This window comes from Pseudoalteromonas shioyasakiensis (assembly GCF_001550135.1).
Taxonomy (GTDB): Bacteria; Pseudomonadota; Gammaproteobacteria; order Enterobacterales; family Alteromonadaceae; genus Pseudoalteromonas; species Pseudoalteromonas shioyasakiensis.
In genome coordinates this window covers 186,310-211,698 of sequence record NZ_LRUE01000016.1, presented here as the reverse complement: position 1 = coordinate 211,698, position 25,389 = coordinate 186,310, and the positions used below count along the sequence as shown (strand labels likewise).

At 37.8% G+C, this 25,389-nt stretch carries 20 protein-coding genes and 1 tRNA gene; 20 read left to right on the top strand and 1 reads right to left on the bottom strand.

What is annotated here, in order from left to right; translation table 11 throughout:
* The first annotated feature begins 220 nt into the window (after positions 1 to 220).
* Together PASHI_RS13795 and nagP are read left to right on the top strand one after the other, a co-directional pair.
* Positions 221 to 2,869 carry a family 20 glycosylhydrolase gene (locus tag PASHI_RS13795; protein WP_062566062.1) on the top strand — a complete coding sequence of 883 codons (2,649 nt, stop codon included), beginning with the start codon at positions 221 to 223 and terminating at the stop codon, positions 2,867 to 2,869.
* Positions 2,870 to 3,247: 378 nt separating this feature from the next.
* Positions 3,248 to 4,534 (top strand): N-acetylglucosamine MFS transporter NagP, encoded by a 1,287-nt coding sequence (gene nagP, locus PASHI_RS13790; RefSeq protein ID WP_095209730.1) that lies wholly within the window; start codon positions 3,248 to 3,250, stop codon positions 4,532 to 4,534.
* 688 nt (positions 4,535 to 5,222) lie between these two features.
* Here the strand turns inward: nagP and PASHI_RS13785 are convergent.
* A tRNA-His gene (locus PASHI_RS13785) sits at positions 5,223 to 5,298 on the bottom strand.
* A gap of 279 nt (positions 5,299 to 5,577) precedes the next feature.
* Between PASHI_RS13785 and PASHI_RS13780 the strand changes: the two genes are divergently transcribed.
* From PASHI_RS13780 to PASHI_RS13695, 18 genes are all read left to right on the top strand, one after another.
* On the top strand, positions 5,578 to 6,396 hold the full coding sequence (locus PASHI_RS13780) for a mechanosensitive ion channel family protein (protein ID WP_054563554.1): 819 nt from the start codon (positions 5,578 to 5,580) through the stop codon (positions 6,394 to 6,396).
* Positions 6,397 to 6,432: 36 nt separating this feature from the next.
* The gene (locus PASHI_RS13775) at positions 6,433 to 7,212 is read left to right on the top strand and encodes a DUF481 domain-containing protein (protein ID WP_062566061.1); all 780 of its coding nucleotides are present in this window, start codon (positions 6,433 to 6,435) and stop codon (positions 7,210 to 7,212) included.
* Positions 7,213 to 7,338: 126 nt separating this feature from the next.
* Entirely contained in the window at positions 7,339 to 10,008 is a 2,670-nt protein-coding gene (locus PASHI_RS13770; protein ID WP_156426494.1) for an SLBB domain-containing protein, read from the top strand.
* Between the two features lie 58 nt (positions 10,009 to 10,066).
* The gene (locus PASHI_RS13765) at positions 10,067 to 11,035 is read left to right on the top strand and encodes a Wzz/FepE/Etk N-terminal domain-containing protein (protein ID WP_062566059.1); all 969 of its coding nucleotides are present in this window, start codon (positions 10,067 to 10,069) and stop codon (positions 11,033 to 11,035) included.
* A gap of 76 nt (positions 11,036 to 11,111) precedes the next feature.
* Positions 11,112 to 11,993, top strand: a complete 882-nt coding sequence (rfbA, locus tag PASHI_RS13760; RefSeq protein ID WP_058583920.1) for a glucose-1-phosphate thymidylyltransferase RfbA — start codon at positions 11,112 to 11,114, stop codon at positions 11,991 to 11,993.
* Positions 11,990 to 12,535, top strand: coding sequence for a dTDP-4-dehydrorhamnose 3,5-epimerase (gene rfbC, locus PASHI_RS13755; protein ID WP_062566058.1), 546 nt, complete (start codon positions 11,990 to 11,992; stop codon positions 12,533 to 12,535). Before rfbA ends, rfbC begins: the two co-directional genes overlap by 4 nt.
* An 11-nt stretch (positions 12,536 to 12,546) precedes the next feature.
* Positions 12,547 to 13,611, top strand: coding sequence for a dTDP-glucose 4,6-dehydratase (gene rfbB / locus PASHI_RS13750; protein ID WP_062566057.1), 1,065 nt, complete (start codon positions 12,547 to 12,549; stop codon positions 13,609 to 13,611).
* Complete coding sequence (locus PASHI_RS13745; RefSeq protein WP_062566056.1) at positions 13,608 to 14,441, top strand: NAD-dependent epimerase/dehydratase family protein; 834 nt, start codon at positions 13,608 to 13,610, stop codon at positions 14,439 to 14,441. Before rfbB ends, PASHI_RS13745 begins: the two co-directional genes overlap by 4 nt.
* Entirely contained in the window at positions 14,422 to 15,399 is a 978-nt protein-coding gene (locus PASHI_RS13740; RefSeq protein WP_058583916.1) for a WaaS/CpsH family glycosyltransferase, read from the top strand. The genes PASHI_RS13745 and PASHI_RS13740 overlap by 20 nt, the downstream gene beginning before the upstream one ends.
* Entirely contained in the window at positions 15,393 to 16,643 is a 1,251-nt protein-coding gene (locus PASHI_RS13735; RefSeq protein ID WP_062566055.1) for an MATE family efflux transporter, read from the top strand. The genes PASHI_RS13740 and PASHI_RS13735 overlap by 7 nt, the downstream gene beginning before the upstream one ends.
* Positions 16,636 to 17,223, top strand: a complete 588-nt coding sequence (locus PASHI_RS13730) for an acyltransferase (protein WP_062566054.1) — start codon at positions 16,636 to 16,638, stop codon at positions 17,221 to 17,223. Before PASHI_RS13735 ends, PASHI_RS13730 begins: the two co-directional genes overlap by 8 nt.
* The gene (locus PASHI_RS13725) at positions 17,216 to 18,556 is read left to right on the top strand and encodes a hypothetical protein (protein WP_062566053.1); all 1,341 of its coding nucleotides are present in this window, start codon (positions 17,216 to 17,218) and stop codon (positions 18,554 to 18,556) included. Before PASHI_RS13730 ends, PASHI_RS13725 begins: the two co-directional genes overlap by 8 nt.
* Positions 18,543 to 19,649 carry a glycosyltransferase gene (locus PASHI_RS13720; protein WP_062566052.1) on the top strand — a complete coding sequence of 369 codons (1,107 nt, stop codon included), beginning with the start codon at positions 18,543 to 18,545 and terminating at the stop codon, positions 19,647 to 19,649. The genes PASHI_RS13725 and PASHI_RS13720 overlap by 14 nt, the downstream gene beginning before the upstream one ends.
* A gap of 7 nt (positions 19,650 to 19,656) precedes the next feature.
* Positions 19,657 to 20,661 (top strand): acyltransferase family protein, encoded by a 1,005-nt coding sequence (locus PASHI_RS13715; protein WP_062566051.1) that lies wholly within the window; start codon positions 19,657 to 19,659, stop codon positions 20,659 to 20,661.
* 8 nt (positions 20,662 to 20,669) lie between these two features.
* Entirely contained in the window at positions 20,670 to 21,557 is an 888-nt protein-coding gene (locus tag PASHI_RS13710) for an NAD-dependent epimerase/dehydratase family protein (RefSeq protein WP_058583910.1), read from the top strand.
* A complete protein-coding gene (locus PASHI_RS13705) occupies positions 21,557 to 22,105 on the top strand; it encodes a sugar transferase (protein ID WP_058583909.1) in 549 nt (182 codons plus the stop codon). Before PASHI_RS13710 ends, PASHI_RS13705 begins: the two co-directional genes overlap by 1 nt.
* A gap of 148 nt (positions 22,106 to 22,253) precedes the next feature.
* Positions 22,254 to 24,182, top strand: coding sequence for a polysaccharide biosynthesis protein (locus PASHI_RS13700; protein WP_062566050.1), 1,929 nt, complete (start codon positions 22,254 to 22,256; stop codon positions 24,180 to 24,182).
* Positions 24,183 to 24,209: 27 nt separating this feature from the next.
* Positions 24,210 to 25,376, top strand: coding sequence for a nucleotide sugar dehydrogenase (locus PASHI_RS13695; protein ID WP_062566049.1), 1,167 nt, complete (start codon positions 24,210 to 24,212; stop codon positions 25,374 to 25,376).
* Positions 25,377 to 25,389: the final 13 nt, after the last annotated feature.

Genomic DNA, 25,389 nt, shown 5'->3' with positions numbered 1-25,389 from the left:
GATAGCTGATAGCTGATAGCTGATAGCTGATAGCTGATAGCTGATAGCTGATAGCTGATAGCTGATAGCTGATAGCTGATAGTTAACTCCTCACCTTTATTTTTCATAAAATGATAGCGCTGTCATTTTAGTTTTTATATGATAGGAACGAATTATTAACAAAAATGAAAAATAGTACGCAGAAATACCGTACACTCAGGGCTTAAACGAGGAGAAAGTAATGGATTTTAAGAAGTCACTATTCGCGGTAATGCTAGCGACTGCGCCTTTAATGGCAAGTGCAGCATTAACTCAATCGCAAGTTGATCAGTTTGCGAAAGGTACCGAACTGCTGTTTTCGGTAGAAGATAACTTTCGTAATAAAGATGCGGGCTTTTTAGGAAAAATTACCCTCAATAATGGCTCTGATGTGGCGTTGCCTGCAGGCGAGAGCGATTGGCAGCTTTATATTCACTCAGTTCGTAAAATCTCAACCGAGCATGTCGCGGGCCTGAATATTGAACACGTTAATGGTGACTTACACCGCATCGTACCAACGAGCGAATTTGAAGGTTTAGGTAAAGGTGAAAGTTTAGAGTTGCCGTTTGATGCGCAAGTATGGATTGTAGCTTACAGTGACTTTATGCCACGGGCATTTTTTGTTTCGGGTAAGAATAAACCAGCCGTATTTGCCAACACCGACACTGAAGACTTTAAACAGTTTGTGACGCCATTTACCCGTGAAAATCAGTTACGCCGTTACAATGAGCCAAAAGATTTATCGGTTTTAGCAACGGCAAAAGTACGTTTCGAGCGTAATAGCACTGACAAGGTGTCGGTTAGTAAAGAGGATGCTTTAAAGCGTATTATTCCTAAGCCTCGTAAAGTCGATTTTAATCGTGGCAGCGCAACGTTAAACAATAATTGGCAAATCAGTTATCAAGGTCAGCTTAAGCACGAAGTTATGGTGTTTATGCAAGACTTGCAAGATGACTATGGCATTAGCCTTAAAGCTCAGCCTGATCATATCAATGTCGGCAAAGACAAAGTAATTCGCTTAAAAGTTGACCCTAAACTCAATAATGCAAAAGCAGAAAGCTACACCCTAGAGATTGATGATGAAGTGATCAATATCGTAGGTAGCGATAACGCAGGTGTGTTTTATGCGATGCAAAGCTTATTGAACCTCATTCCTGCAAATAGCCAAGGCAGTGCCAGCTTACCGCAGTTAGAACTTGAAGACTCACCGCGTTATGGTTGGCGTGGTATGCATTACGATAATGGTCGTAACTATCATGGCAAAGAAGCCATGTTCAAGCTGGTTGAGCAAATGGCTCGCTATAAAATGAATAAGCTACACTGGCACTTTTCAGAAGATGAAGGTTGGCGACTGGAGATCCCAGGCTTACCAGAGCTCACAGACGTTGGTGGCTATCGCTGCTTTGATTTAGAAGAACGCGATTGCTTATTAACTCAGCTTGGCACTGGGCCATTTAAATCGGGTTCAGGTAATGGTTATTTGAAACGTGATGAGTTTGTTGAGCTATTAAAGTTTGCGAAAGACCGCCACATTCAAATCATCCCTGAAGTTGAAGGCCCAGGTCATGCACGTGCCTCAATCAAAGCGATGGAAGCACGTTATCACAATATGTTAGAAGAAGCTGAGAAAGCCGCTAAAAACAACATTAAAACGCGCTCTGCAAACAAAGAAATTCAACACATAGATATGGGGCCAGCAACGCAATATTTGCTTACTGATCCCAAAGATACCTCTGTGTATATGACGGTACAAAACTACAAAGATAACTCAATGAATGTGTGTATGGACTCAACCTACGCATTTTTAGATAAAGTGACTTATGAACTTCAGCAAATGTACCGCGAAGCAGGTGTGCAGTTAAAGAACCTGCATATTGGTGGTGATGAAGTCGGTGCTGGTTCGTGGATAGGCTCGCCAATCTGTCAGGCGTTATTTGCCGATCCTAATAACGGTGTAGCTGGCCCGGCTGATTTAAAACCTTATTTCACACAACGTGTTGCAACCTTACTTGAAAAACGCGGTATTTCTCCGGGTATTTGGGAGGATGGCATCATGTATGACCGCGAAAATTCGTTTAAACGTGATGAGTTCCCTAACAAAACCTTTACCGTAAATACTTGGGATAACATTTGGGAATGGGGCGTTGCCGATAGAGCATACCGCCTAGCAAATGCCGGTTATCAAGTGGTGTTATCACACGGTACGCATTTGTACTTTGACCACCCATACGAAGCAAGCCCTGAAGAGCGTGGTTATTACTGGGCCACTCGTTACACAGATACTAAAAAAGCCTTTAATTACATGCCTGATGACGTGTATGCCAATGCTGACTACACCCGCACTCGTGAGCCAATCGTTAATTTAGAAGCGTTGGTGGGTCGCCCGTTACCTAAACTTGAAAAACCAGAGAACATTCTGGGTATGCAAGGTCAGGTATGGTCAGAAACAATCCGTACTGAAGAGCAAGTATTAGCAATGATCTTCCCGCGTATTTTGTCAGTGGCAGAGCGCGCATGGCACAAAGCTGATTGGGAAGGCGAAAACGTCGATAGTAAAAAACAAGCAAAAGACTGGGCTGAGTTCTCAAGTGCTGTAGGCTTAAAAGAGCTTGATAAGTTAGCTAAAGATGGCATCGAGCTGCATTTACCAGTACCGGGCGGTGTGATTGAAGATGGTAAATTGTATGCCAATAGCGCATTTGCATATTTGAGCATTGAATACAGCCTAGACAACGGCCAAAGCTGGCAAACTTACGTTGAGCCAGTGAAGGTAGATAACAATGCAAAAGTTGCGCTACGAACTCGCTTAAACGCAAAACAAACCAGCCGCGTGACCGTTGTTGGTGAGTAATGTTTTTGCGATGAATAAATGTGACGCCTACAGCAAAGCGTAGGCGTCATTTTTGCTTGCGCGTCTGACTAAAATCTGGCGGCCTAAAAACTTCGCGCGAAATAAACTTCACGCCTATAATACCCCGCAACTCGTAGGCGTCACGCTTGCTTGGCGCGTCTTACATTCAACACCGTTCGCTCAAAACTGATAGCTGAAAGCTGACGGCTAATCAAAATTCATCGTGCGAAATAAATTTCACACCTACGGTATCTAAAAGAAATATGTCAGCGCTGTCATTTTTGTTGCGATAGTGTTATAAATATTTAATATCTCTTTTATATAATCATCTGAATCAGCAGCGCTGTAGAGTCGAACTGTGCTGTTATGGGAAATGTTATGTCTGAAATGAATAAACAAAGCAGTGTTGTGCCTATGGCGATTGTTGCAACGCTGTTTTTTATACTGGGTTTTGCTACATGGTTAAATGGTTCACTGATGCCATTTTTACAGCAAATTTTGCAGCTTTCACCTTTTCAGGCATCGCTGATTATTTTCTCGTTTTATATCGCCGTGACTTTTACGGCTTTACCTTCGGCGATGATCATCAGAAAGGTAGGTTATAAAAACGGTATGGCGCTGGGTATGGCGACCATGATGGTGGCAGGTTTACTGTTTATTCCTGCTGCAAAAACGCAAATTTTTGCACTGTTTTTATTCGCTCAACTTGTTATGGGAGCCGGGCAAACGTTATTACAAACAGCGGTTAACCCATACGTAGTAAGAATCGGCCCAGAAGAATCAGCCGCGGCTCGCGTTAGTATTATGGGTATATTAAATAAAGGTGCAGGTGTTGTTGCGCCGATTGTGTTTACCGCACTGATACTCAGCGATTTTAAAGGCTTTGTAGGTAAAGAGCTTAGCCAAACTGATATTGATGCAATGGCCAATGGCTTAATATTACCGTATTTAGGGATGGCTATTTTTATTGGTATACTCGGCTTTGCAGTTACTAAAATGCCATTACCAGAGTTAATTGATGACGACGTTGATGAACAAAAACCGGGGCAGGTAAAAGAAGCGCTGAGCCATCCGAGTCTTGCCTTAGGGATTGTGGCACTTTTTGTTTATGTGGCAGTTGAAGTAATAGCAGGTGACACCATTGGTAGCTTTGCGTTGTCTTTAGGTGTTGAAAAATACAGTGTTATGACATCGTACACTATGGGTTGTATGGTGTTGGGTTACTTTTTAGGGATTTTACTTATCCCAAGAGTGTTATCGCAGCAAACAGCGCTGACAATTTCAGCGGTATTGGGTTGTGTGTTAACTCTAGCGATAGTCACTGGTAGCAATGAAACTGTATTTATATCAACATTATTTGGCCTAAAATCGGTACTGCCTGATACCTTATTACTCATTGCTGTGCTAGGCTTTGCTAATGCCATTGTTTGGCCTGCAGTTTGGCCGTTAGCATTATCTGGTTTAGGCAAGCTAACTAGTGTAGGCTCTGGTCTGCTCGTTATGGGTATAGCCGGTGGAGCGTTTGGTCCATTATTTTGGGGCTTAGCAAGTGGCGGCGTAAAAAGCGCAGAAGCACAACAAATGGCTTATATTGTGATGTTGCCTTGTTATTTATTCATACTTTTCTATGCTGTTAAAGGTCACAAGATGAAAAGTTGGAAGTAATTATGAGTTTGAGGTTGGGTGTAAAGCGCACCGCCTTGGACTTTGAAAAGCATTTCTAGTAAATAGAAATAATCCCGTGTGTAATGCCACCGAAAGGTGGCATTTTTTTGTTTGGGGTTTGAAAAAATTAGGCGCTAGGTATTAGGGGGCTAGGCATTAGGCGCTAGGTATTAGGGGGTAGGCTCTAGGTGCTAGGCTTTCGCGTGAAATAAATTTCACGCCTACAATACCCCGCATCTAGTACCTCGAGAGAGCGGCTTTAGCCGTGAATTATCCTAAAGACTTCGGCACTAGAGTACTTCCTACATCGTAGGCGTCACGCTTGCTTGGCGCGTCTCAAACACGGCACTGCTGCTAACATTTCGCGCGAAATAAATTTCACGCCTACATTCCCCTGCATCTCGCTGCTCTTGTCTCGTAGGAGGGCTTTAGCCGTGAATTATCTTAGAGACTTCGGCACTAGAGTACTTCCTACATTGTAGGCGTCACGCTTGCTTGGCGCGTCTTACATTCAACACTATCTGAAGGGGAATGTATATTGCGATCAAACAACACAGTTCGGCTCAAAACTGACAGCTGAAAGCTGACGGCTTTTAGATCTGAAAACAGGTATCGAAGATTAAACTAAGTCTTGAGATTGAAGTAGACAATATTTAGGAAAATATATGGATTTACAAAGGGGGAGAAGTGGGGCGACTGATGGGGCTTGAACCCACGACAACCGGAATCACAATCCGGGGCTCTACCAACTGAGCTACAGCCGCCACTGAGATACACCTTGTTTGGTGTGGCGCGCATATTACATAATTAAGGTTGGCTTGTGAAGCCCTAAATTGAAAAAAGTAGAAAAAACTTATTTGCCTCAGAAAATTCAGAAAACCATCACTGGTCAGCTCGCGTTCAGTTTCGCAGATTAGACTTGCGGCTTTTGTAATTGAGCAAATACTCATTTCGTAGTTTTATGCGTAATTTAATGATTTTTTAACCAAAGATCATATATAATTTGTACAGCGTGATGCTACAAATGAACTTCAGGAGAGAACATGGATACAATAATGAACTGGATCAACGAGAATTCAGGTTTAATCATACATTACGCCGTTCAGGCGGTTCTAGCGCTAATCATCTTCTTCATCGGTGGTCGCATCGCTAAATTCTGCGAAGGCTTAACTGAAAAAGCATTTGATAAAAAGAAAGTCGATAAAGCTGTAGGTTCATTTGTTGCTAGTATTGTCTATGCAATTGTATTTGCTGCAACAATCTTAATGGCACTATCTCAATTAGGTATTGAAACTACTTCATTCATTGCTATTTTAGGTGCGGCTGGTTTAGCAGTAGGTTTAGCACTTCAAGGTTCACTATCTAACTTTGCATCAGGTGTTTTAATCATCTTACTTCGTCCTTTCAAATCAGGTGACTATGTAGAAGCAGGTGGAAAAGCGGGTACAGTTAAGAAAATCGAAATTTTCTCTACAGAATTACGTACACCAGACAACAAAGTAATTATCATGCCTAACTCATCAATTATGGGCAGCCCAATTACAAATTTCTCTCGTGAATCAACTCGTCGTATCGATTTAGTAATCGGTGTTGGTTACGATGCAGATCTTAAAGAAGCAAAAGCAGTTCTTAAATCAGTTTTAGATAAAGAAGAGCGCTTACTAAAAGACCCTGCATACACAGTAGCAGTATCTGAGCTTGCAGATTCAAGCGTAAACTTTGTAGTTCGCCCATGGGTTAACTCAGCTGATTACTGGCCAACGTATTTCGACTTAATGGAAAACATTAAGATCGCATTAGACGATGCCAACATCACAATCCCATTTCCGCAAATGGATGTTCATTTGCACAAAGAAGACTAATAAGTCTAACGTACAAGTAGTAAAGGTTATTTTTTAATGAAATTAAAAGCATTATCAATTCTAGTTGCAGCAAGTGCTGCAACTAGCGCATTCGCAGCAGATGAAACCAAAACTTGGGATGTAACCAGTGAACTAGGTGCCATTATTACAAGTGGTAACACTGAAACAACAACTCTAAAAGGTGGTGTTAAGGTTTTACATAACTTAGAAAACTGGAATAACGAGTACAAGTTAGACGGCATCTACAAAGAAGATGAGATCGAAAACGACCAAGGTGTTAAAGAAACACAGCGTACCAACGAAAAGTACTCAATCTCAGCGCAAGGTAACTATAAATTAAACGAAAAGCATTCACACTTATTCATCTACGGTTCGCACGTATCTGATTACTTTGGTGCATATCGCAACGAATCGGTAATCTCAGCGGGTTATGGTTTACGTTTAATCGACCGTTCTGACATGTGGCTTAACGCTGAAATTGGTCCAGGTTATAAGTACTTCCAATATCCTGATGACAGCACAGAAGTTGATGACAACGGTAATTCACTTGCAGGTGAGCGTGAGGGGGAAGCAATCGCCTTAGGTAAAGTTGATTACAACTGGCAAATTTCAGACAGCGCACGTTTTACTCAATTAGTATCAGTTGAATATGGTGATACCAATACTAAAACACGTTCAGAATCTGCAATTCTAGCTAAAATCAATGGCTCACTACAAATGAAAGTAGCTTACAACATCACCCACAACTCAGATGTTGCTGATGATAAAGAAAACACAGATACAGAAACGTCACTAACGCTAGTTTACAGTTTTTAACTAAATAAATCGTTGTGTTGACAATTTAATGACAAAAAGGGACGAAAGTCCCTTTTTTATTTCTGTAATTTTCAGGTAGAATAGACAATCTTTTTGACTGTAGAACTATGGATATCCCTACCTGTGATGTTATTTAAAAGACTCTTCATTACTTTTTTGCTGTTAACTTCCGCATCAGTATTGGCTTTTACCCCTACAGCCGCACAAATCGAACAATTTAAAAAGCTTCCTAGAGCACAGCAAGAAGCGCTAGCAAAGCAGTATGGTGTCGACTTATCGACCATTACAGGTAAAAAGTCTTCAAGTGAATCTGCTGAGCAAGAACCTACAGTTCAACCTCGTCTAGAGCAAAATGATGAGCCATTAACTGATGAAGAACGCTTTGCTCCGAAAGTTGATGAAGTAAAGCCTTTTGGTTACGACTTATTTGCTGGCGAGCCTACATCATTTATGCCAAGCGAGAATGCAGCAGTTCCCGACACCTACTTAATTGGTCGTGGCGATACACTTAACATCAACTTTTACGGTAAAGAAAGCGAGAGCTATGAAGTTGTTGTTGACCGCGAAGGGCGTATCAGCATTCCAAATTTAAGTCCTGTTCAAGTGGCGGGTCTGACTTTTGCAGAAGTCAAAGAGTTAATCAAAGCAAAAGTTGAACAAGAAGTAATTGGTATTAAAGCATTTGTTTCAGTAGGCAAACTTCGTAGCATTCGTGTGCTAGTGCTTGGTGAAGCGTACAAACCGGGTAGTTATTCTGTTTCATCACTGACTACCGTATCGCATGCCCTATTTGTTAGTGGTGGGGTATCTGATATTGCTTCACTGCGTAATATTCAAGTAAAACGTGCGGGCAAGGTTGTTGCAAACTTTGACTTGTATGATCTTTTAATCAACGGTGATAGCAGCAACGATATTATTTTAAAGCCTGGCGATGTGGTTTTTATCCCATCAGTTGGCTCACAAGTCGCTGTTGAAGGTTTGGTCAAACGCCCTGCTATTTTTGAGCTAAAAAAAGGTGAAACAGCAGCACAGTTATTAAAAATGGCGGGTGGTTTAAAGCCGCAAGCTTACGCTAAAAAAGCAATTGTTGAACGCTTCAATAACAATAATATGAAAGAAGTATTATCAATTGACTTTAGTAGCAATCAAATTAACTACACTCCTCGCGATGGCGATCGTATTCGTTTTAATCCAGTGAGCTTTCAATATCAAAACAGTATTAGTTTAATTGGTGCTGTTGCACGTCCGGGTCATTATCAATGGCATCAAGGTAAACACATCTCAGACGTTCTAACTTCAGTGCGTGGTGACTTGCTGCCTCAGGCTGATTTAGGTTACGGATTACTTGTTCGTGAAGTTAATGTAGCAGGTGATATTCAAGTTTTTCAATTTGATATTGCACAAGCAATTGTTAAGGCTGCTGAGCATGATCTAGAATTGAAAGCTAACGATAAGTTATTTGTGTTTAGCCGCTACCAGGATAAGCAAGCGGAAGAAAGTGCTCTTGCGAATATGGCGCTGACTGAAGAGCAGCAACAGCAGCAATATAAAGTCAAGCAATGGCACGAATACCAGCAAAGAGAATTTGAAAAATATATTGGGGTTACAGGTTCAGCTGATAGTCCTAAATTAGAACGCGACAATGCAAAATCAATTGAAGATATCTCTAAGGGTAGATTGGGTACTGGTACCAAGAAATTATCACCAGAAGATTATGCAGTATTTAGTCGTTACAGCTTATTAAAGCCAATTATTTCAAAACTTAAACAACAAGCTTCAGTTTCTGTGGCGATGCAACTTGTAGAAATTAATGGTCACGTAACCTACCCAGGTGTATATCCGCTTACAGTTAACAGTGAAGTAAACGATTTGATAGCTGCTGCAGGTGGTTTACTTGAATCTGCTTACACAGAGCAAGCTGAGATCACTCGCATAATGAATGGTGATGCGTCAAAGGTTAAACACATTAAATTTAACCTGCAAGCAGCAATGCTAGGTAGTAATGGTGAAAATATCGCATTACGAAGTAAAGATAGTATAAATATTTTTTCTATCCCTAACTGGCAAGAGAACGTGAAAGTTCAATTAAGAGGGGAAGTTAAATTCCCTGGCGTTTACACAATTCGTCGTGGCGAAACATTAAGCAATTTACTTGAACGTGCAGGTGGTTTTTCTGAATTTGCCGCGCCTAATGCAGCTATCTTCACTCGTGAAGCAATTCGCAAACAAGAGCAACAGCAACTTGCAAAACTTTCTGAAGATTTGCGCCGTGATATTGCGTCAAAAAGTTTCGAAAACTCAGTAAGTAGCAGTACTCTGTCTTATGATGAAATGAATAAGCTGTTAAATGATCTCTCAAGTGTTGAGGCTGTAGGTCGACTAGTCATTGATTTACCATTAATTGTTGAAGATAAGCAAAAGCTCGTTTTACAAGATGGTGATGCCCTATATGTACCAAGTAAGCGTGATTCAATTAGTGTTATAGGTGAAGTTAATTATGCAACCTCGCATTTATTCAAACAAGGTATCACAGTTGACGATTACATTGACCTTAGTGGCGGCTTAAAAGAGCGCGCAGCTGATGAGCGTATTTATATCATCAAAGCAAACGGCTCTGTGAAAATTCCATCCACTGGTAGTTGGTTTGCTGTAAATGACATAAACACACTTGAAGCGGGTGATACCATTGTTGTACCTCTGAATTCAGATTACATGGATAACTTAACCTTGTGGAGTACAGCAACACAAATTGTATATCAGTTGGGTGTAGCAGTAGCCGCTATTAGCAGTATTTAATTTAATAGTTACCGAGCATTTAATTTTAGTAACTTTAAATAAATGAGATAACTTACCAATGGAAAGAAGTGTGGATTCACAGAATATTCAACAAAGTATGTATGCTGAAGATGAAGGCGTAGATCTTAAAGGTTTTTTCTTAACTATTTGGAAAGGCAAGTTAACAATTGCAATAGTAGCCGTTATTTTTACATGTTTATCTGTTGCTTTAGCGCTTAGCCTTCCAAATATTTATAAATCAGAAGCTCTGCTTTCTCCTGCTGATAGTGGTCAAGGAGAAGGTGGTTTAGCTGCATTAGCTGGTCAATTTGGTGGTCTAGCTAGTATGGCTGGAATTGATTTAGGAGCAGGTTCTTCTGATAAGTCAGCATTAGCAATTGAAGTATTGAAATCTAGAAAATTTACAAGTGAGTTCATTGAGCGACATAATATTTTGCTAGATTTAATGGCTGCTGAAAGCTGGTCATACGAAGCCAATACTATATCCTACGATGAAGATATCTATGATGCCAAAACAAAGACTTGGGTCAGAGATGTTAACCCTCCATTTAAGCCAAAGCCATCACTACAAGAAGCTTATAAAGAATTTAAAGAGATTGTCTACGTAAATTCTTCAAAAGACACTGGTATGATTACAATTTCTGTGGAACATATTTCGCCCTACATAGCCCAACAATGGGTAATTTGGCTCATCGAAGATATTAACAAAGAGATGAAAGAGCGAGATGTAGCCGAGGCAATTAAAAGCACTGAGTTTTTAAAGCAACAAATTGAAAATACAAAAGTTGCAGATATTAAAACTGTACTTTTTAAGCTTATTGAGGAACAAGCTAAAACAATTATGTTCGCTGAAGTTCGAGATGAGTATGTTTTCAAAACTATCGATCCAGCATTAGTTCCTGAAGAAAGAGTAAGTCCAAAAAGAGCGCTTATATGTGTTGTAGGGGCCTTATTTGGGATTTTAATTGGCATTCTGATTGTTTTAGGAAAGAATTATTTTAGAGAGCAAAAAGCGCTTGATAACTAAGCACTTTTTTGAAACTCACTCTATATCATTTTTAAAGTTAAGCCTGAAATTCAGGTATTAATATTATGGAAGTTATATGACTAAAGGTATTATTTTAGCGGGTGGTAGCGGTACTCGCCTTTACCCATTAACGAAAGTCGTAAGTAAACAACTTATGCCCGTATATGATAAGCCGATGGTTTATTATCCAATCGCTACCTTAATGAATGCTGGCATAAAAGATATTCTAGTCATAACAACGCCAGCAGAATTAGACCGCTTTAAAGAACTACTAGGTGATGGCAAAGATTGGGGCATCAATATTGAGTACAAAACTCAACCGTCGCCAGATGGTCTAGCTCAGGCTTTTTTGTTGGGTGAAGAGTTTATTGGAAATAGCAATGTCGCATTGATCTTAGGTGATAACCTTTTCTATGGCCACGACCTTGTTAAGTCACTGCAGCTAGCTGCTTCAAGGGAGTCTGGAGCAACGGTTTTTGGCTATCATGTAGCAAATCCATGTTCATATGGTGTTGTTGAGTTTGATGAGAGTGGCAAAGCGATTTCTATAGAAGAAAAGCCAGAAGCGCCAAAATCAAACTATGCTGTCCCAGGTTTATATTTCTTTGATAATAAAGTTGTTGAGTATGCAAAGAATGTTGAACCTTCACCTAGAGGTGAGCTAGAAATAACCGATGTTATCGAGCAATACTTGGAGACTAACTCTTTAAATGTTGAAATTATGGGACGCGGAACGGCCTGGTTAGACACCGGCACCCATGACAGCCTGTTACAAGCAGCGCAATTTATCGAAACCATAGAAAAAAGACAGGGATTAAAAGTAAATTGTCCTGAAGAAGTCGCTTTTCGAATGGGATATATCAATGAGCAACAGTTACAGCAATTAGCTGCTCCATTAGTCAAAAGTGGTTACGGTGAGTATTTGTTGAGCCTACTTTCAAGAAGGGTTTTCTCATGAATATAATTGATACAGATATCCCTGATGTAAAAATTTTAGAACCTAAAGTATTTGGTGATGAGCGAGGTTTTTTCTTAGAAACGTTTCGTGAAGACTGGTTCCGAGAGCATGTTGCTGATGTAACTTTTGTGCAAGACAATCACAGTAAATCTGGCCAAGGTATTTTAAGAGGTCTGCATTATCAAACGCAGCAAACGCAAGGGAAATTAGTGCGCGTGATTGCCGGAGAAGTTTATGATGTTGCTGTTGATATTCGAAAAGATAGCCCGACTTTTGGAAAGCATGTTGGTGTCTTATTAAATAGTGACAATAAAAGACAGCTTTGGGTGCCAGAAGGGTTTGCACATGGCTTTTATGTAACAACTGAATCTGCAGAATTTGTTTATAAGTGCACAAATTATTATGCACCTGAATTTGAACAAAGCATTTCTTGGGATGATCCTACTCTTGCGATTCAATGGCCTCTTGTAAATGGTATGCAGCCATTATTATCACCTAAAGATGAAGCTGGTTTAATGCTAGCAGATGCTCCTACCTTCTAATCGAGTAATTTATGAGTAAAACAATTTTTGTAACCGGCGGAGCTGGTTTTATTGGTTCAGCATTAGTTCGCTTCTTAATAAATGAAACTGAACATACAGTAGTTAATTTCGATAAACTTACTTATGCAGGTAATTTAGAGTCATTAGCATCTGTAGAACAAAATGAAAGATATCATTTTGTAAAAGGTGATATTTGTGATCGAGAAATAGTTAGCGCTACGTTTGCCAAGTTTCAACCTGACTTTATCATGCATTTAGCCGCGGAAAGCCATGTGGATCGCTCTATTGATGGACCAGGTGAATTTATTCAGACAAATGTTGTTGGAACCTATGAGCTACTCGAGGCTGCCAGAACTTACTATGCTTCTCTAAATGATGAAAAGAAAACAGTATTCCGCTTTCACCACATTTCAACAGATGAAGTATACGGCGATTTAGGTGAAACGGGTCTTTTCACTGAAAAAACGCCTTATGAGCCTAGTTCACCTTACTCTGCGTCTAAAGCTGCATCCGATCATCTTGTTCGAGCATGGAACAGAACTTTCCAACTACCAGTAGTGCTAACAAACTGCTCAAATAATTATGGTCCATATCATTTTCCGGAAAAATTGATCCCGCTAATTATTCTTAATGCTTTAGAGGGTAAAAAACTACCTGTATATGGCGATGGTAAGCAAGTAAGAGATTGGTTATTTGTTGAAGACCATGCAAGAGCACTTTATAAAGTTGTATCTGAGGGCAAACTAGGCGAAACATACAATATTGGTGGCTTCAATGAAAAACAAAATATTGAGGTAGTCACAACAATTTGTAACCATCTGAATGATCTAATTGCAGAAAAGCCTGCTGGCTTAGATGACTTTAAAGAGTTAATTACATTTGTACAAGACAGGCCCGGCCATGATTTAAGATATGCAATTGATGCCTCAAAAATAAACAAAGAGCTAGGTTGGCAGCCACTTGAAACATTTGAGTCAGGTATTTTAAAAACAATTAAATGGTATTTAGAAAACTCACAATGGTGTCAAAATGTCCAGTCTGGTAATTATCAACGTGAGAGGCTTGGCAGCGCATGATTTACACAGTTATTGGTGGTAAAGGCTTCATAGGTAGTGAGATTGTAAAGCAGCTTAGAGAGGCTGGTGAGCAAGTCTATGTACCAGAAAAGCTAGATGAGGGTGTTTTCACTAAAGCATTAGGCACAGTGATTTATGCTGCAGGCCATGGAGACTGCGCTAATAATCCAATGAAAGTACTCGATTCAAACGTCAGTTACCTAGTAAAAATGCTTGAAAGTAGCCAGTTTGATAGATTTATTTATATTTCATCTACGCGTGTTTACATGAATCAGCAAGCAAGTTGTGAAAGTGCTGACCTCACTGTTTGTGCTAAAGATAACAGAGCGCTATTTAACTTAACAAAGCTTACGGCTGAGAATTTAGTATTAAACCTAGTAGATAAAGCAATCATAGTTCGACCAAGTAACGTTTATGGATTAGCGGTAAACAGCCCTCTATTTTTACCTTCAATAGTTAGAGATTCGATCGCTAAAAAAGAAGTAAATATGTATATCCGCGAGGACTATCAAAAAGACTATGTTTCAGTAGTTGATGTAGCTAGTGCAATCTACAAGTTAGCCAAAGCTGACATTCAAAGTAATGAAATATTTAACATTGCTTCAGGAAGAAACACTCGTGCAGATACAATCGCAAAAGTTTTGACTGATAAAACAGGCTGTAAAGTAAATTGGTTTGAAAGTAATGTTAATGAAGCCTTTTCTGAAGTTGATATTAGCAAGCTGCAAAGTGTGATTGACTTTAGCCCGGCTACAATTGAAGACGATCTCGAATCAATGATTAACTCATTTACGGAACTTTACAACAAGCATGAAAGTTTTACTCTTTAGTCCAGATACGTTTGGCTATTACACAAAAATTATAAATGTGATGGAGTCAAAAGGTCATTCTGTAGATTGGATTAACCACATTTATGTAAAGAGTAACTTTGATCGAGTAAAGTCAAGGTTAATGCCAAGCCTCACAAGTAAGTTAACAGAAAAGTACTTTATAAATGAGATTGACTGGCAAGGCGACTATGAGTTGATTGTTGTCATTAAAGGTGAAGGCCTTTCAGAGTTTTTGCTTGATAAAATGAAGCAGACTTTTAGCAAAGCAAAGTTTGTGTACTACTCATGGGACTCACTGTCTAATGTGAAAGGTGCTAAAGGGAAGTTTAAGTATTTTGATGCAATAAAATCATTTGATAGGGTTGATTGTCAAAATATAGAACACCTTGAGTATTTACCGCTTTTTTATAGCAAAGAATATAGCCGAAAGGCAAATTCAGTCTCAGATAATAAATACTCAGCTGCTTTTGTTGGAACATTACACTCTAATCGCTTTAGTGATGTATTAGGGATGGCTTCTTTGGTTGAAAAGAACCTTAATAAACCTGCTTTCACATTTTTTTATTACCCTAGCAAACCCGTCTTTAAAGTGCTAAAAGTTATTAACAAGTCCTTTCGTAAGGTACCAATAGAAGAGGTTTCGTTCGATAAGCTGAGTGCTCAAGATGTTTCTCGTGTGATGTGTGATTCTGAGGTCATTATTGATTATGGCCACCCTGATCAAACAGGCTTAACAATGAGAACCATTGAGACCTTAGGAATAAACAAAAAGCTAATTACTAACAATAAATTAGTAATGGAAGAGCCTTTTTATAAAGCTGAAAATGTTTTTGTAATTGGCGAGCAGAACGAGCAAGAACTAGCACAATTTCTAACTTCACCATATGTTCCAGTTAGTAATGAAGTTTATGAAAGTTACTCTATAGAAAACTGGGTTGAGCGTTTAATTCAATGCTAAAAAAACTCTTTTCTAGTGCATTTTTATTAATGCTTAGTACTTTAATAGCGAAAGGCTTTATATTAATTCTTAATATTTTAATTGCTCGTTACACATCAAAAGATGTTTATGGGACATTTGTGTTTTTGCGAAGTACAATTAACTTATTTGAGACTACATTTAGCTCAGCAGTAAACCCTTTCGCTGTTAAAGAAAGCTCTAAAGAGAGCTTTAGTAGAGTATCAGTGCTTGCGTATGGTGTTTTCTATGCATTTACAGCATTAATTATCTCAACCTTATGCTTATTATTATGGTCAAGTAGTTCATTTTTAAGAAGTTTATCTTCTTTTGATTTTTTGACACTTCAAATAGTTTTGACAGTAGTAATATTGATCTCATTAACTCTGTTGAATGGCTATGCGACCTCGGTGTACATAGGGAAAGGGAAAGGCATCTATAAAGTCATTTTCTTCTCAACAGTAATTAGCATCGTTTTATCGGCCGCTTTTATTTTCAATACATATGAAGATATTACTGTAGAAATAGCTTTATTTTATATGCTTATTTATCAGTTTACAGATTTAGCAATCAAAGCATGTAATGTCTTGATAAATCACATGCATGTTTTAAAAAATATTAAATACGATGTGCTTTTTCAGAAAACTAAAGGTGTATTTAATACGATAAAGCCAGTAATTTTAGGTTCAGCAATTAATGCTTTTATCTTTTGGTTTGTAAGGTATATAACAGCTAACAGTGAAAGTGGCTTTGTAGCACTTGCTGAATTCGATGTTTCATTTCAGATGTTTATGATTTGTTCAATCCTTTTAAATATCATCTGTAATATTGTTTTACGAAACTTAACGAAGCTCCATGAATCGGGTAGCAATGTAAAACAACTTCTTGTCTACGCTTTGCGTTATATGTTTTTATCTTGCCTTCTCTTCATTGCTATAGGTTATTTTCTTTACGATTATTTCTTACTTTTATATGGTGAGCAATATACTGCGAATCTATTTTTAGAAGTAACTTTAATCTGTTTATTCTATTCTATTGCTTTAGCATTCAACCGAGTAATGGTAGTTATGAATAAAACATATCAACTTTTTTACGTTGCTTTGACTTCTGCGGTAGTAATGGGCATATATATTTTGGCTGTAACTGCAAGTGCAGAGAGCTTAGCTATTTCGTTTAGTGTTTATTATCTAACTTCTTGTGTTGTTTATTTATATATATTTTCGCAAATAGGCTTATCTAATGATTAATCGTATTATGAAACTTTACCAAGACAGTGGCTTACTACTTTTCTGTGTACGAATTCCTTTGCGTTTTCTAAAAGTCTTTTTCGATATTTTAAATACTCTATTTTATAAGGCAGTATGTAAAAAAGTAGGTAAGAATGTTCGTATCGAGTTTGGTGCTAGAATTGAGTCACCCAAACTTGTAACCATAGGCAATGGGGTTTTCATTGGAAAAGGAACATTGCTTGTATCAGAGAACAACACCGGTGAATGCATTATCGAAGATAAAGTACATATATGCCGAAATTGCCATTTAGATCACACTGGTGGATTAACGATTGGAAATAACACCTTGTTATCAGAAGGAGTTGTTATTTACAGCCACAGTCACGGCTACGATCCTAAAAGCAAGCCTGTTGGTATAGAAAAGGAAATTGCAGCAAATTGCTGGTTAGGTACACGTGCAATTTTATTAGAAACCGCTGAAAGTATCGCTGAAAAAACGATTGTTGCGAGTGCTGCGGTTGTATCTAAGTCAATTACAGAAAAGCAATGTATCTTTGGTGGTGTACCTGCAAAAAGAATAAAACAATACAATGATTGATGCATTTATAACCTTTTATTTTATTGTCCTATTGCTGTTACTTCTTTATTTGAAAAAGGGGAAGAAAGACTTTTTCCATGTAATTCCCTTTTTCATTTTGTTTTCTATGGCCGAAGTGCCATATCTATATTTTATAGCCCATAATCCGCAAGAGCTTCATCCAAAAGTTATCTACCACTTAGATGACTTTAGTTTTGCCTTTTTTCAGCATGTTATGTACAAGCTAATATTTGCAATTGTTTGTATTTTTACCATGGCTTTTTTTGAACCTAAGGGCAAACTTTTTGGCGTATCAAGTATTGGTGTAGGCATGAAAGTAGTAAAATTTAAATATGCGAGCTACTTCTTTATTGCCCTTACTATACTAATGTTTGCTTTGTTCCTTCATAAAGTAGGCGGTTTCTTCTTTCTGATAAGTAATATGGATAATAAAACCTTGGTAGTTCAAGGTACTGCAATGTATAGGAACATCTTTTTTATATCTGCGATGCTCTCTATAGGCTACTACATAACTTACTTGTCACTGAAAAAAATTAAGCTTAAAAATTACCTTTTTCTATTTTTTATATCAGTGTTTTTCTTTGCCATGTTGGCATCTTACGGCGAAAGAAAAAACCCACTACTACTTTTAGTTTTCTTAGTTTTAATGTGGAACTATAAAATTAAAAATGTAAATGTATTTTCTGTTAAAAACTTACTCTTATTATTCTTTTTAGTTTTCTTTGCTTCTCTTGCACCTATTTTAAGGGTTGATGGAGCATTAGATTACTATATGTCAGATCCAGGCTCTTTAATACCTGACGCCTTGCCATATATGGGCGAGTTATTTAAGCGATTCAGTGATATTGATATTTCGCTATTTATCTTTCCATATTTTGACTCTATAAATAAGCTTTGGTTCGGTAGTACATTTATGGATTTCTTTACAGGGTTTATTCCAAGCTCATTTTATGAGGCTAAACCACCACTAGATGAAGGTGTTTATATCTATAATTTCGCACAGGGAAATAATGTTGCAATTAATTCACCATTTAAGTACATGATCCCTGTAGGTTGGCCTCTAAGTCGTGTAACTGCAGGTTATGTACACTTTGGTCCTGTTGGAGTTTTTTTGTATGCAATTTTGACAGGTATGATTTTAAAATACTTCTATCAGGTAATGATCAGTTCAAAGTTTGCTCCTTTGTGGGTTTCTTTTTATGCCTTCATGATGTTGACAGGGTTTGGTATTTCAAACGCTTTTATTTTTAATACATTAACCATATTCGTTTTATTAATGTTATTCACTTTGTTTATTTACTTATTTGAGGGCAAGAAAAATGTATCTCGTTAACTTTTCAAATCAGATTGCTGCAGGCCCCAAAAATATTGCTAATAATTTTATCCGTAATGCATTACAAAGCGGCGAGAAGTTCGTGTTTATTGTGCCAAACTTGCCTGAGTTTCTAACTTATTCAGAGACAGAAAATTGCAAATTTGTAGTTGTTGACGTAGTACCTGGCAGTATTAAAGCTTTATTGAATGTGTTTAAAGTCAACTTTTCACTGATGAACTCATTAGTAAAACAATATGAGCCTAAAGCAATTCTTGCTTTCGGTAACTTTTTATTTGGTATTAAAAGTAATCAGAAAAAAGTAGTCTTACTTCATCATCCATACATCGTTGATGATCGTTTGTATGGTAATTTGGGTGGAGTTGCAAAAATTGCAGAGAAAATTAAGCGTTACCTTTTTGGTAAAACAGTTAAAGCTGTAGACACAGTTGTTGTTCAAAGTAGCTACATGCAAAAATTGCTCAATGAAAAAGTGACAATTGATTCTGAAATTATTTTTAACCCAATTAGCGATAACTTCAAAAGAGAGAGCATTGCAAATTTTCAAGCTAAGCAAGAGTTACCTAAAGTAAAAGAGCTACTTTATGTTAGTCGCTTTTATGCACATAAAAATCATGCATTTTTATTGAAACTTGCTACTGAAATAAAAGAAAAGGCATTACCTGTTGTTATTAATATTACGGTTGATGAATCAATAGCTGAAGCTGCAGAATTTATAGCTGCTATAAAAGAACAACAACTACCGATCAATAACCTAGGGGAGTTACCTCAGGCAGATCTTAAACAATATTATCAAGACTTTGCATTTGCGGCTATTTTTCCTTCAAAATCTGAAACATTCGGTAATCCTTTAATAGAGGCTATGTTTTACGATCTTCCAGTTATTGCCCCAGACCTTGATTATGCTCATTCAGTTTTAGATCAAGCGGGTGTGATTTACAAAGAAGATGATGTGCATGATTGCGTAAATCAAATAAGTAAGTTATTTGATCTTGAAACGTATAACGATACGCGGCTAGCCTCACACACGAGAGCGCAGTTATTTCCTGATTCAGAGTCATGGTTTGAAACTTACATGGCGCTTTTGAGGTAGTGCATAAATGAAGTATGTTTATAAAAGCAATAATCTAGACTTTTTAAGATTGGTACTTGCCACGGCAGTCGTGTTTTTACACTTAGCTTTTTTAGCTAAAACCCCCCTGACTGAGTCAGTTAGTGAATCACTACATTGGTTATCTGGTAGTGCTGTGTCTACATTCTTCATTGTTAGTGGCTTTTTGATTTATATGAGCTACGACAGAAGAAAAACGCTCATTAATTATTTTTGGGGGCGTTTTCTTCGCCTTTACCCTGCATATATTTTGTTAATCTTGTTTTCTAGCTGTTTATATTTTCTGGTCGGGGACGGGAGTTCAGTTGGGAACTATGCATCTGAAATTAAGTACTTTATAGCTAATGCGGTTTTTCTGAATTTCTTAGCACCTACTATTGATGGTGTATTTTCAACGAACCCAGAGCCCTTCATTAATGGTTCATTATGGACTCTAAAAATAGAAGTTATGTTTTATTGCATGGTTCCTATTATTTACATGCTGTTAGAGCGTAAATATAGTTACTTATATATGTTGGTAATCTATGTATTATCATTCATTTATAAAGATTTTGTCTTATTGCATAAAGATACTATTCCAATGGCTGAAACACTGGCATCACAGCTGCCAGGGCAAATGATGTATTTTGTTTCAGGTATATTTTGCTTTAAATACTTTGATATATTGAAAAGACAATTTTCAGCCTTGTTAATTGCATCAGTTATTTTGATGTGGCTCAATTTCTATTACTTACAGCCATTTGTAATTGCTGTTTTCATTACATTGGTATTTATTTCATTGCCTAATGTACTTTCATTTAAAAAGTTAGGCGATATTTCATACGGTGTATATATCTTTCATTTCCCGATCATTCAGTTATTTATAGCAAATGGTTTTGAATTTAATACGGTTTCATCTTACTTAGTGCTATTTACGACGATCTTTGTTGTTTCTACAGTTTCGTGGAAACTAGTTGAAGCACCGAGTTTAAGACTTAAGAATAGATTCTTTTAGGAGTTAATATGGGAGTCTTAATTACAGGTGGAAATGGCTTTATTGGTAAAAAGCTTGTTGATTTTTTAGCAAAAGATTTCTCTATCTCGATAACACAAAGAGAGAGCGAAATTACTACTCAAGCCGCAGTCAAATCTGTAGTAACTGGTGACTTATCTGAATTTTCACAGTGGGATAGTGCGCTAAAAGGATGCACTCAAGTTATTCATTTGGCATCGTTTGCTCATAAACATGCAGCGGCTATTCAAGAGCTTGAGCAAACCAATATTAGTGCTCTAAAAGATTTATTAGTAGCGTGTAAAAACAATAATATAAAAAAGTTTATTTACTTCAGTACGGCATATGTGCACGGTAAATTCGCTAATTTAGATGTTAATGAAAACTCTTCGTTAATTGAAGGGGAGCCACAGCTTCAAACAAGAATCACCGCAGAAAACTTAGTAAAAACTTTTTGTTCCGATTCAGGCATTAATTACATTATAATTCGCCCTACACTTGTGTTGAGTCATGATGCACCTGGGAACATAAGAACTTTAGCTAAACTAGTCTCTAAAGTTCATGCATTTCCTTTCAAAGCAATTAGCAATCAGCGTTCGTACTTATCAGTAGATAAATTACTTCGTTTCACCAAACTTTGCTTAATGACCGACAAAGCAAATGGTGAGACTTACCTATTAGCTGATGAAAAAGCTTTATCACTTCAGCAAGTACTCAATTATCTTGCAGGTAGTCAAAAAGTAAATATTAGGCACTTTTACTTTCCTGAGATATTGCTGCGTTTAGGGTTAAGAGTTCTTGGGCAAAAAGAACGTGAAAATGTCCTGCTTGATAACTTTGTGGTCGACTCTTCGAAAGCAGACAAACTTTTAACAGAAATAAACATGGGTAGACGTTAATGTTACGTATTTTAGATTTTTTCATTGCTTTGTTCGGATTGGTATTTGCTTTTCCTTTTTTGATTATACTTTTCATTATTGGTTTATTTGATACAGGCTCTCCAGTCTTTAGACAAGAGCGGGTTGGACGTAATCAAAAGCCATTCATCTTGGTAAAGTTCAGAACAATGAAGGTTGATACTGCATCAGTGGCAAGTCATCTAGCAAACTCTGCTTCAATAACTCCATTTGGGTCGTTCTTACGTAAGACGAAATTAGATGAAATTCCGCAATTATGGAATGTGCTAAAAGGAGAAATGAGCTTAGTAGGTCCAAGACCTGGGCTATTTAACCAAGAAGAGCTAACCTTAGAAAGAAGTAAATTAAACGTATTTGATGTGCGACCAGGAATTACAGGTTTAGCACAAGTAAACGAAATAGACATGTCAACGCCAGCTAAGTTAGCTGAGGTAGATAAGCAAATGATTGATACATTAAATATAAAACTGTATTTCAAGCTAATACTTATGACAGTAACAGGCAGTGGTAGTGGTGATAGAGTAAAGTAAATGACTTGGTAACAAATTTACACTCATTATTACAAACTAATAAAGAGTTCGCAGTCGTTTAAGGTTAAATTATTTTCATTGTTATGAATGTTGTTGCTGTAGTAAAATCGGCACAGATGTGAACACTTAGCTCAGGAAGGGCCCTCGATTGTTACTTAATTACCTTGTGAAATTACCAAGAAGCCAAAAACGTATTTTGTCTGTGGCTATTGATACAGTATTTATATTTACTGCTTTTTGGCTGGCCTTTATCTTGCGTTTAGATAACTTTGATGAATTCCACGAAGTAAAAAATTGGTGGTTGGTTTTTGCCATAACTCCATTAAGCCTTCTTAGTTTCATAAAGTTAGGCCTTTACCGTGCTGTGCTTAGGTACATAAACTCACAAGCTCTATGGGCAATTCTTGCTGGTGTAATTTTATCAACAATTTACTTTGTTGCTAGCTCATTCTTTTTAGGCGTTCAGGTACCAAGAACTGTTCCTGTTATTTACGCGTGTATCTCTTTATTGTTTATCGGTGGCAGTCGGTTAACTGTCCGTGCAATTGTCGGTAAACTGATAATGCGTAGAAAAGAGAATGTAATTATTTATGGCGCTGGCTCTGCAGGTCGTCAATTAGCCACAGCTCTAGCCAATGGACCAGAGTATGCCCCAGTTGCATTCATTGATGATGATCTTAAAAAGCAAAATACCTTTATCCAAGGTATTAATGTTTTTCATCCTGATGACATTCCCTCAGTGGCAAATAGTAAATCTGCAAGTAAAATTTTATTAGCTCTTCCAAGTGCAGGGGGAAGTCGTAGAAAAGAAATTCTAAATAAAATAGAGTCTTTTAAATTACAGGTTATGACAATCCCAGGTATGGCCGATATTGTTGCTGGTAATACAAGCTTAGAGCAAGTCAAAGAGGTTGGTGTTGAAGATCTTTTAGGGCGTGATCCAGTAGAGCCAAACTCCGAATTAATGTCTGCCAATATTCAAGATAAGGTTGTTTTGGTATCTGGAGCTGGAGGGTCTATTGGCTCGGAACTTTGTCGACAAATTGTTAAAAACTCACCGGCGAAGCTAGTTTTATTTGAACTTTCTGAATATGGTTTATATGCAATTGAAAAAGAACTAAAAGACTACGTTTTTCAAAACTCCCTAAATATCGAAATAGTGCCGATTCTTGGTTCTATTCAAAACTTTAAACTCATTTCAATGACACTTTCGTCATTTAAAGTACAAACTATCTATCATGCTGCGGCCTACAAGCATGTTCCTTTGGTTGAGCACAATGTTATAGAAGGTGTTAAAAATAACATCTTTGGTACCAGTAACATTGCCCGTGCTGCGATAGAAAACAACGTTGAGACCTTTGTACTAATTTCAACCGATAAAGCGGTTCGTCCTACCAATGTTATGGGGACAACTAAGCGCATGGCTGAGTTAGTGCTACAAGCATTATCTGATACGCAAAAAACTACGCGCTTTACTATGGTGCGTTTTGGTAATGTTCTTGGGTCATCAGGCTCTGTTGTTCCGCTATTTAGGCAACAAATAAAACAAGGCGGCCCAATCACTTTAACCCATAAAGATATCACTCGTTATTTTATGACGATTCCTGAAGCCGCACAGCTTGTAATACAAGCAGGTGCAATGGGTAAAGGTGGCGATGTTTTCGTTCTAGATATGGGCGAGCCAGTTAAGATAATGGATTTAGCGACTAAGATGGTCCACCTCTCTGGTTTAGAAGTGAAGTCAAATAAACACCCAGAAGGTGATATTGAAATTCAATGTACAGGTTTACGACCTGGCGAAAAGCTTTATGAAGAGCTATTGATTGGTGATAACGTTGTTGGTACAGATCACCAAAGAATCATGAGTGCACACGAAGTTAAGATGCCATGGGATGAGCTTGAGCAAGTTTTACTTGAGCTTAAATCGTCATGTGATTTAAACGATCACCACTCTATTCGTAAGTTGTTGTTAGAAGCACCAACAGCCTTCAATCCTACAGATGGTATTTGTGACCTCCATTGGCTCGAGAGTGTTAAAAATAACGAAAATGTAACTGTATTGAAGAATGCAAAGTAAAAAATAAAGCAGTTTAACTAGGTATATATGAATATTACAATCGCGGGTACGGGTTATGTTGGTTTATCTAATGCCATGTTGTTGGCCCAACATAACAATGTAGTAGCTCTAGATATTGTTGAAGAAAAAGTAGCGCAACTAAATGCCGGAAAGTCGCCAATATCAGACACAGAAATTGAAGATTTTCTTGCTAATAAGCAACTGAATTTTACTGCCACTACAGATAAGCAATTAGCTTATCAAAATGCTGATTTTATCATCATCGCTACGCCTACCGATTATGATCCAGAGACCAACTACTTTAATACCAAGTCAGTTGAAGCTGTTATTGCTGATGTACAAGCAATAAACCCAGCAGCAGTAATGGTTATTAAGTCAACTGTACCTGTTGGCTTTACCGAAAGCATTAAGCAAAAGTTTAATACAGAAAACATTATTTTCTCTCCAGAGTTTTTAAGAGAGGGTAAAGCACTGTACGACAACTTATACCCATCGCGTATTATTGTGGGTGAGCGTTCTGAGCGCGCCGAAGTATTTGCAAATTTACTAGCTCAAGGGGCTATTAAAGAAGGTATTGAAGTTTTATTCACAGATTCAACCGAAGCAGAAGCAATCAAGTTGTTCTCAAATACTTACCTTGCTATGCGCGTAGCCTACTTTAACGAGCTTGATAGCTACGCAGAAAGTCATGGTTTAAATTCTAAACAAATTATTGAAGGGGTAAGTTTAGACCCACGTATAGGTAATCATTACAACAACCCTTCTTTTGGCTATGGTGGGTATTGTTTACCTAAAGATACCAAGCAATTATTGGCTAACTATCAAAACGTGCCAAACAACATGATCCGCGCCATTGTAGACGCAAACTCTACTCGTAAAGATTTTATCGCAGAGTCGATCCTCGCAAGAAAGCCAAAGGTAGTGGGTATTCATCGTTTAATCATGAAGGCTGGTTCGGATAACTTTAGAGCATCCGCTATTCAAGGCATCATGAAGCGAATCAAAGCTAAGGGTGTTGAAGTGATAGTTTATGAACCTGAATTACATGAAGAAACTTTCTTTAACTCTAAAGTGACCCATGACCTAGCTGAATTAAAGTCTTCTGCAGATGTAATTATTGCCAACAGAATGGTAACTGAGCTCGATGATGTTGCAGAAAAAGTGTACACCAGAGACCTGTTTGGTAGTGATTAGTTCTCACTTGGGG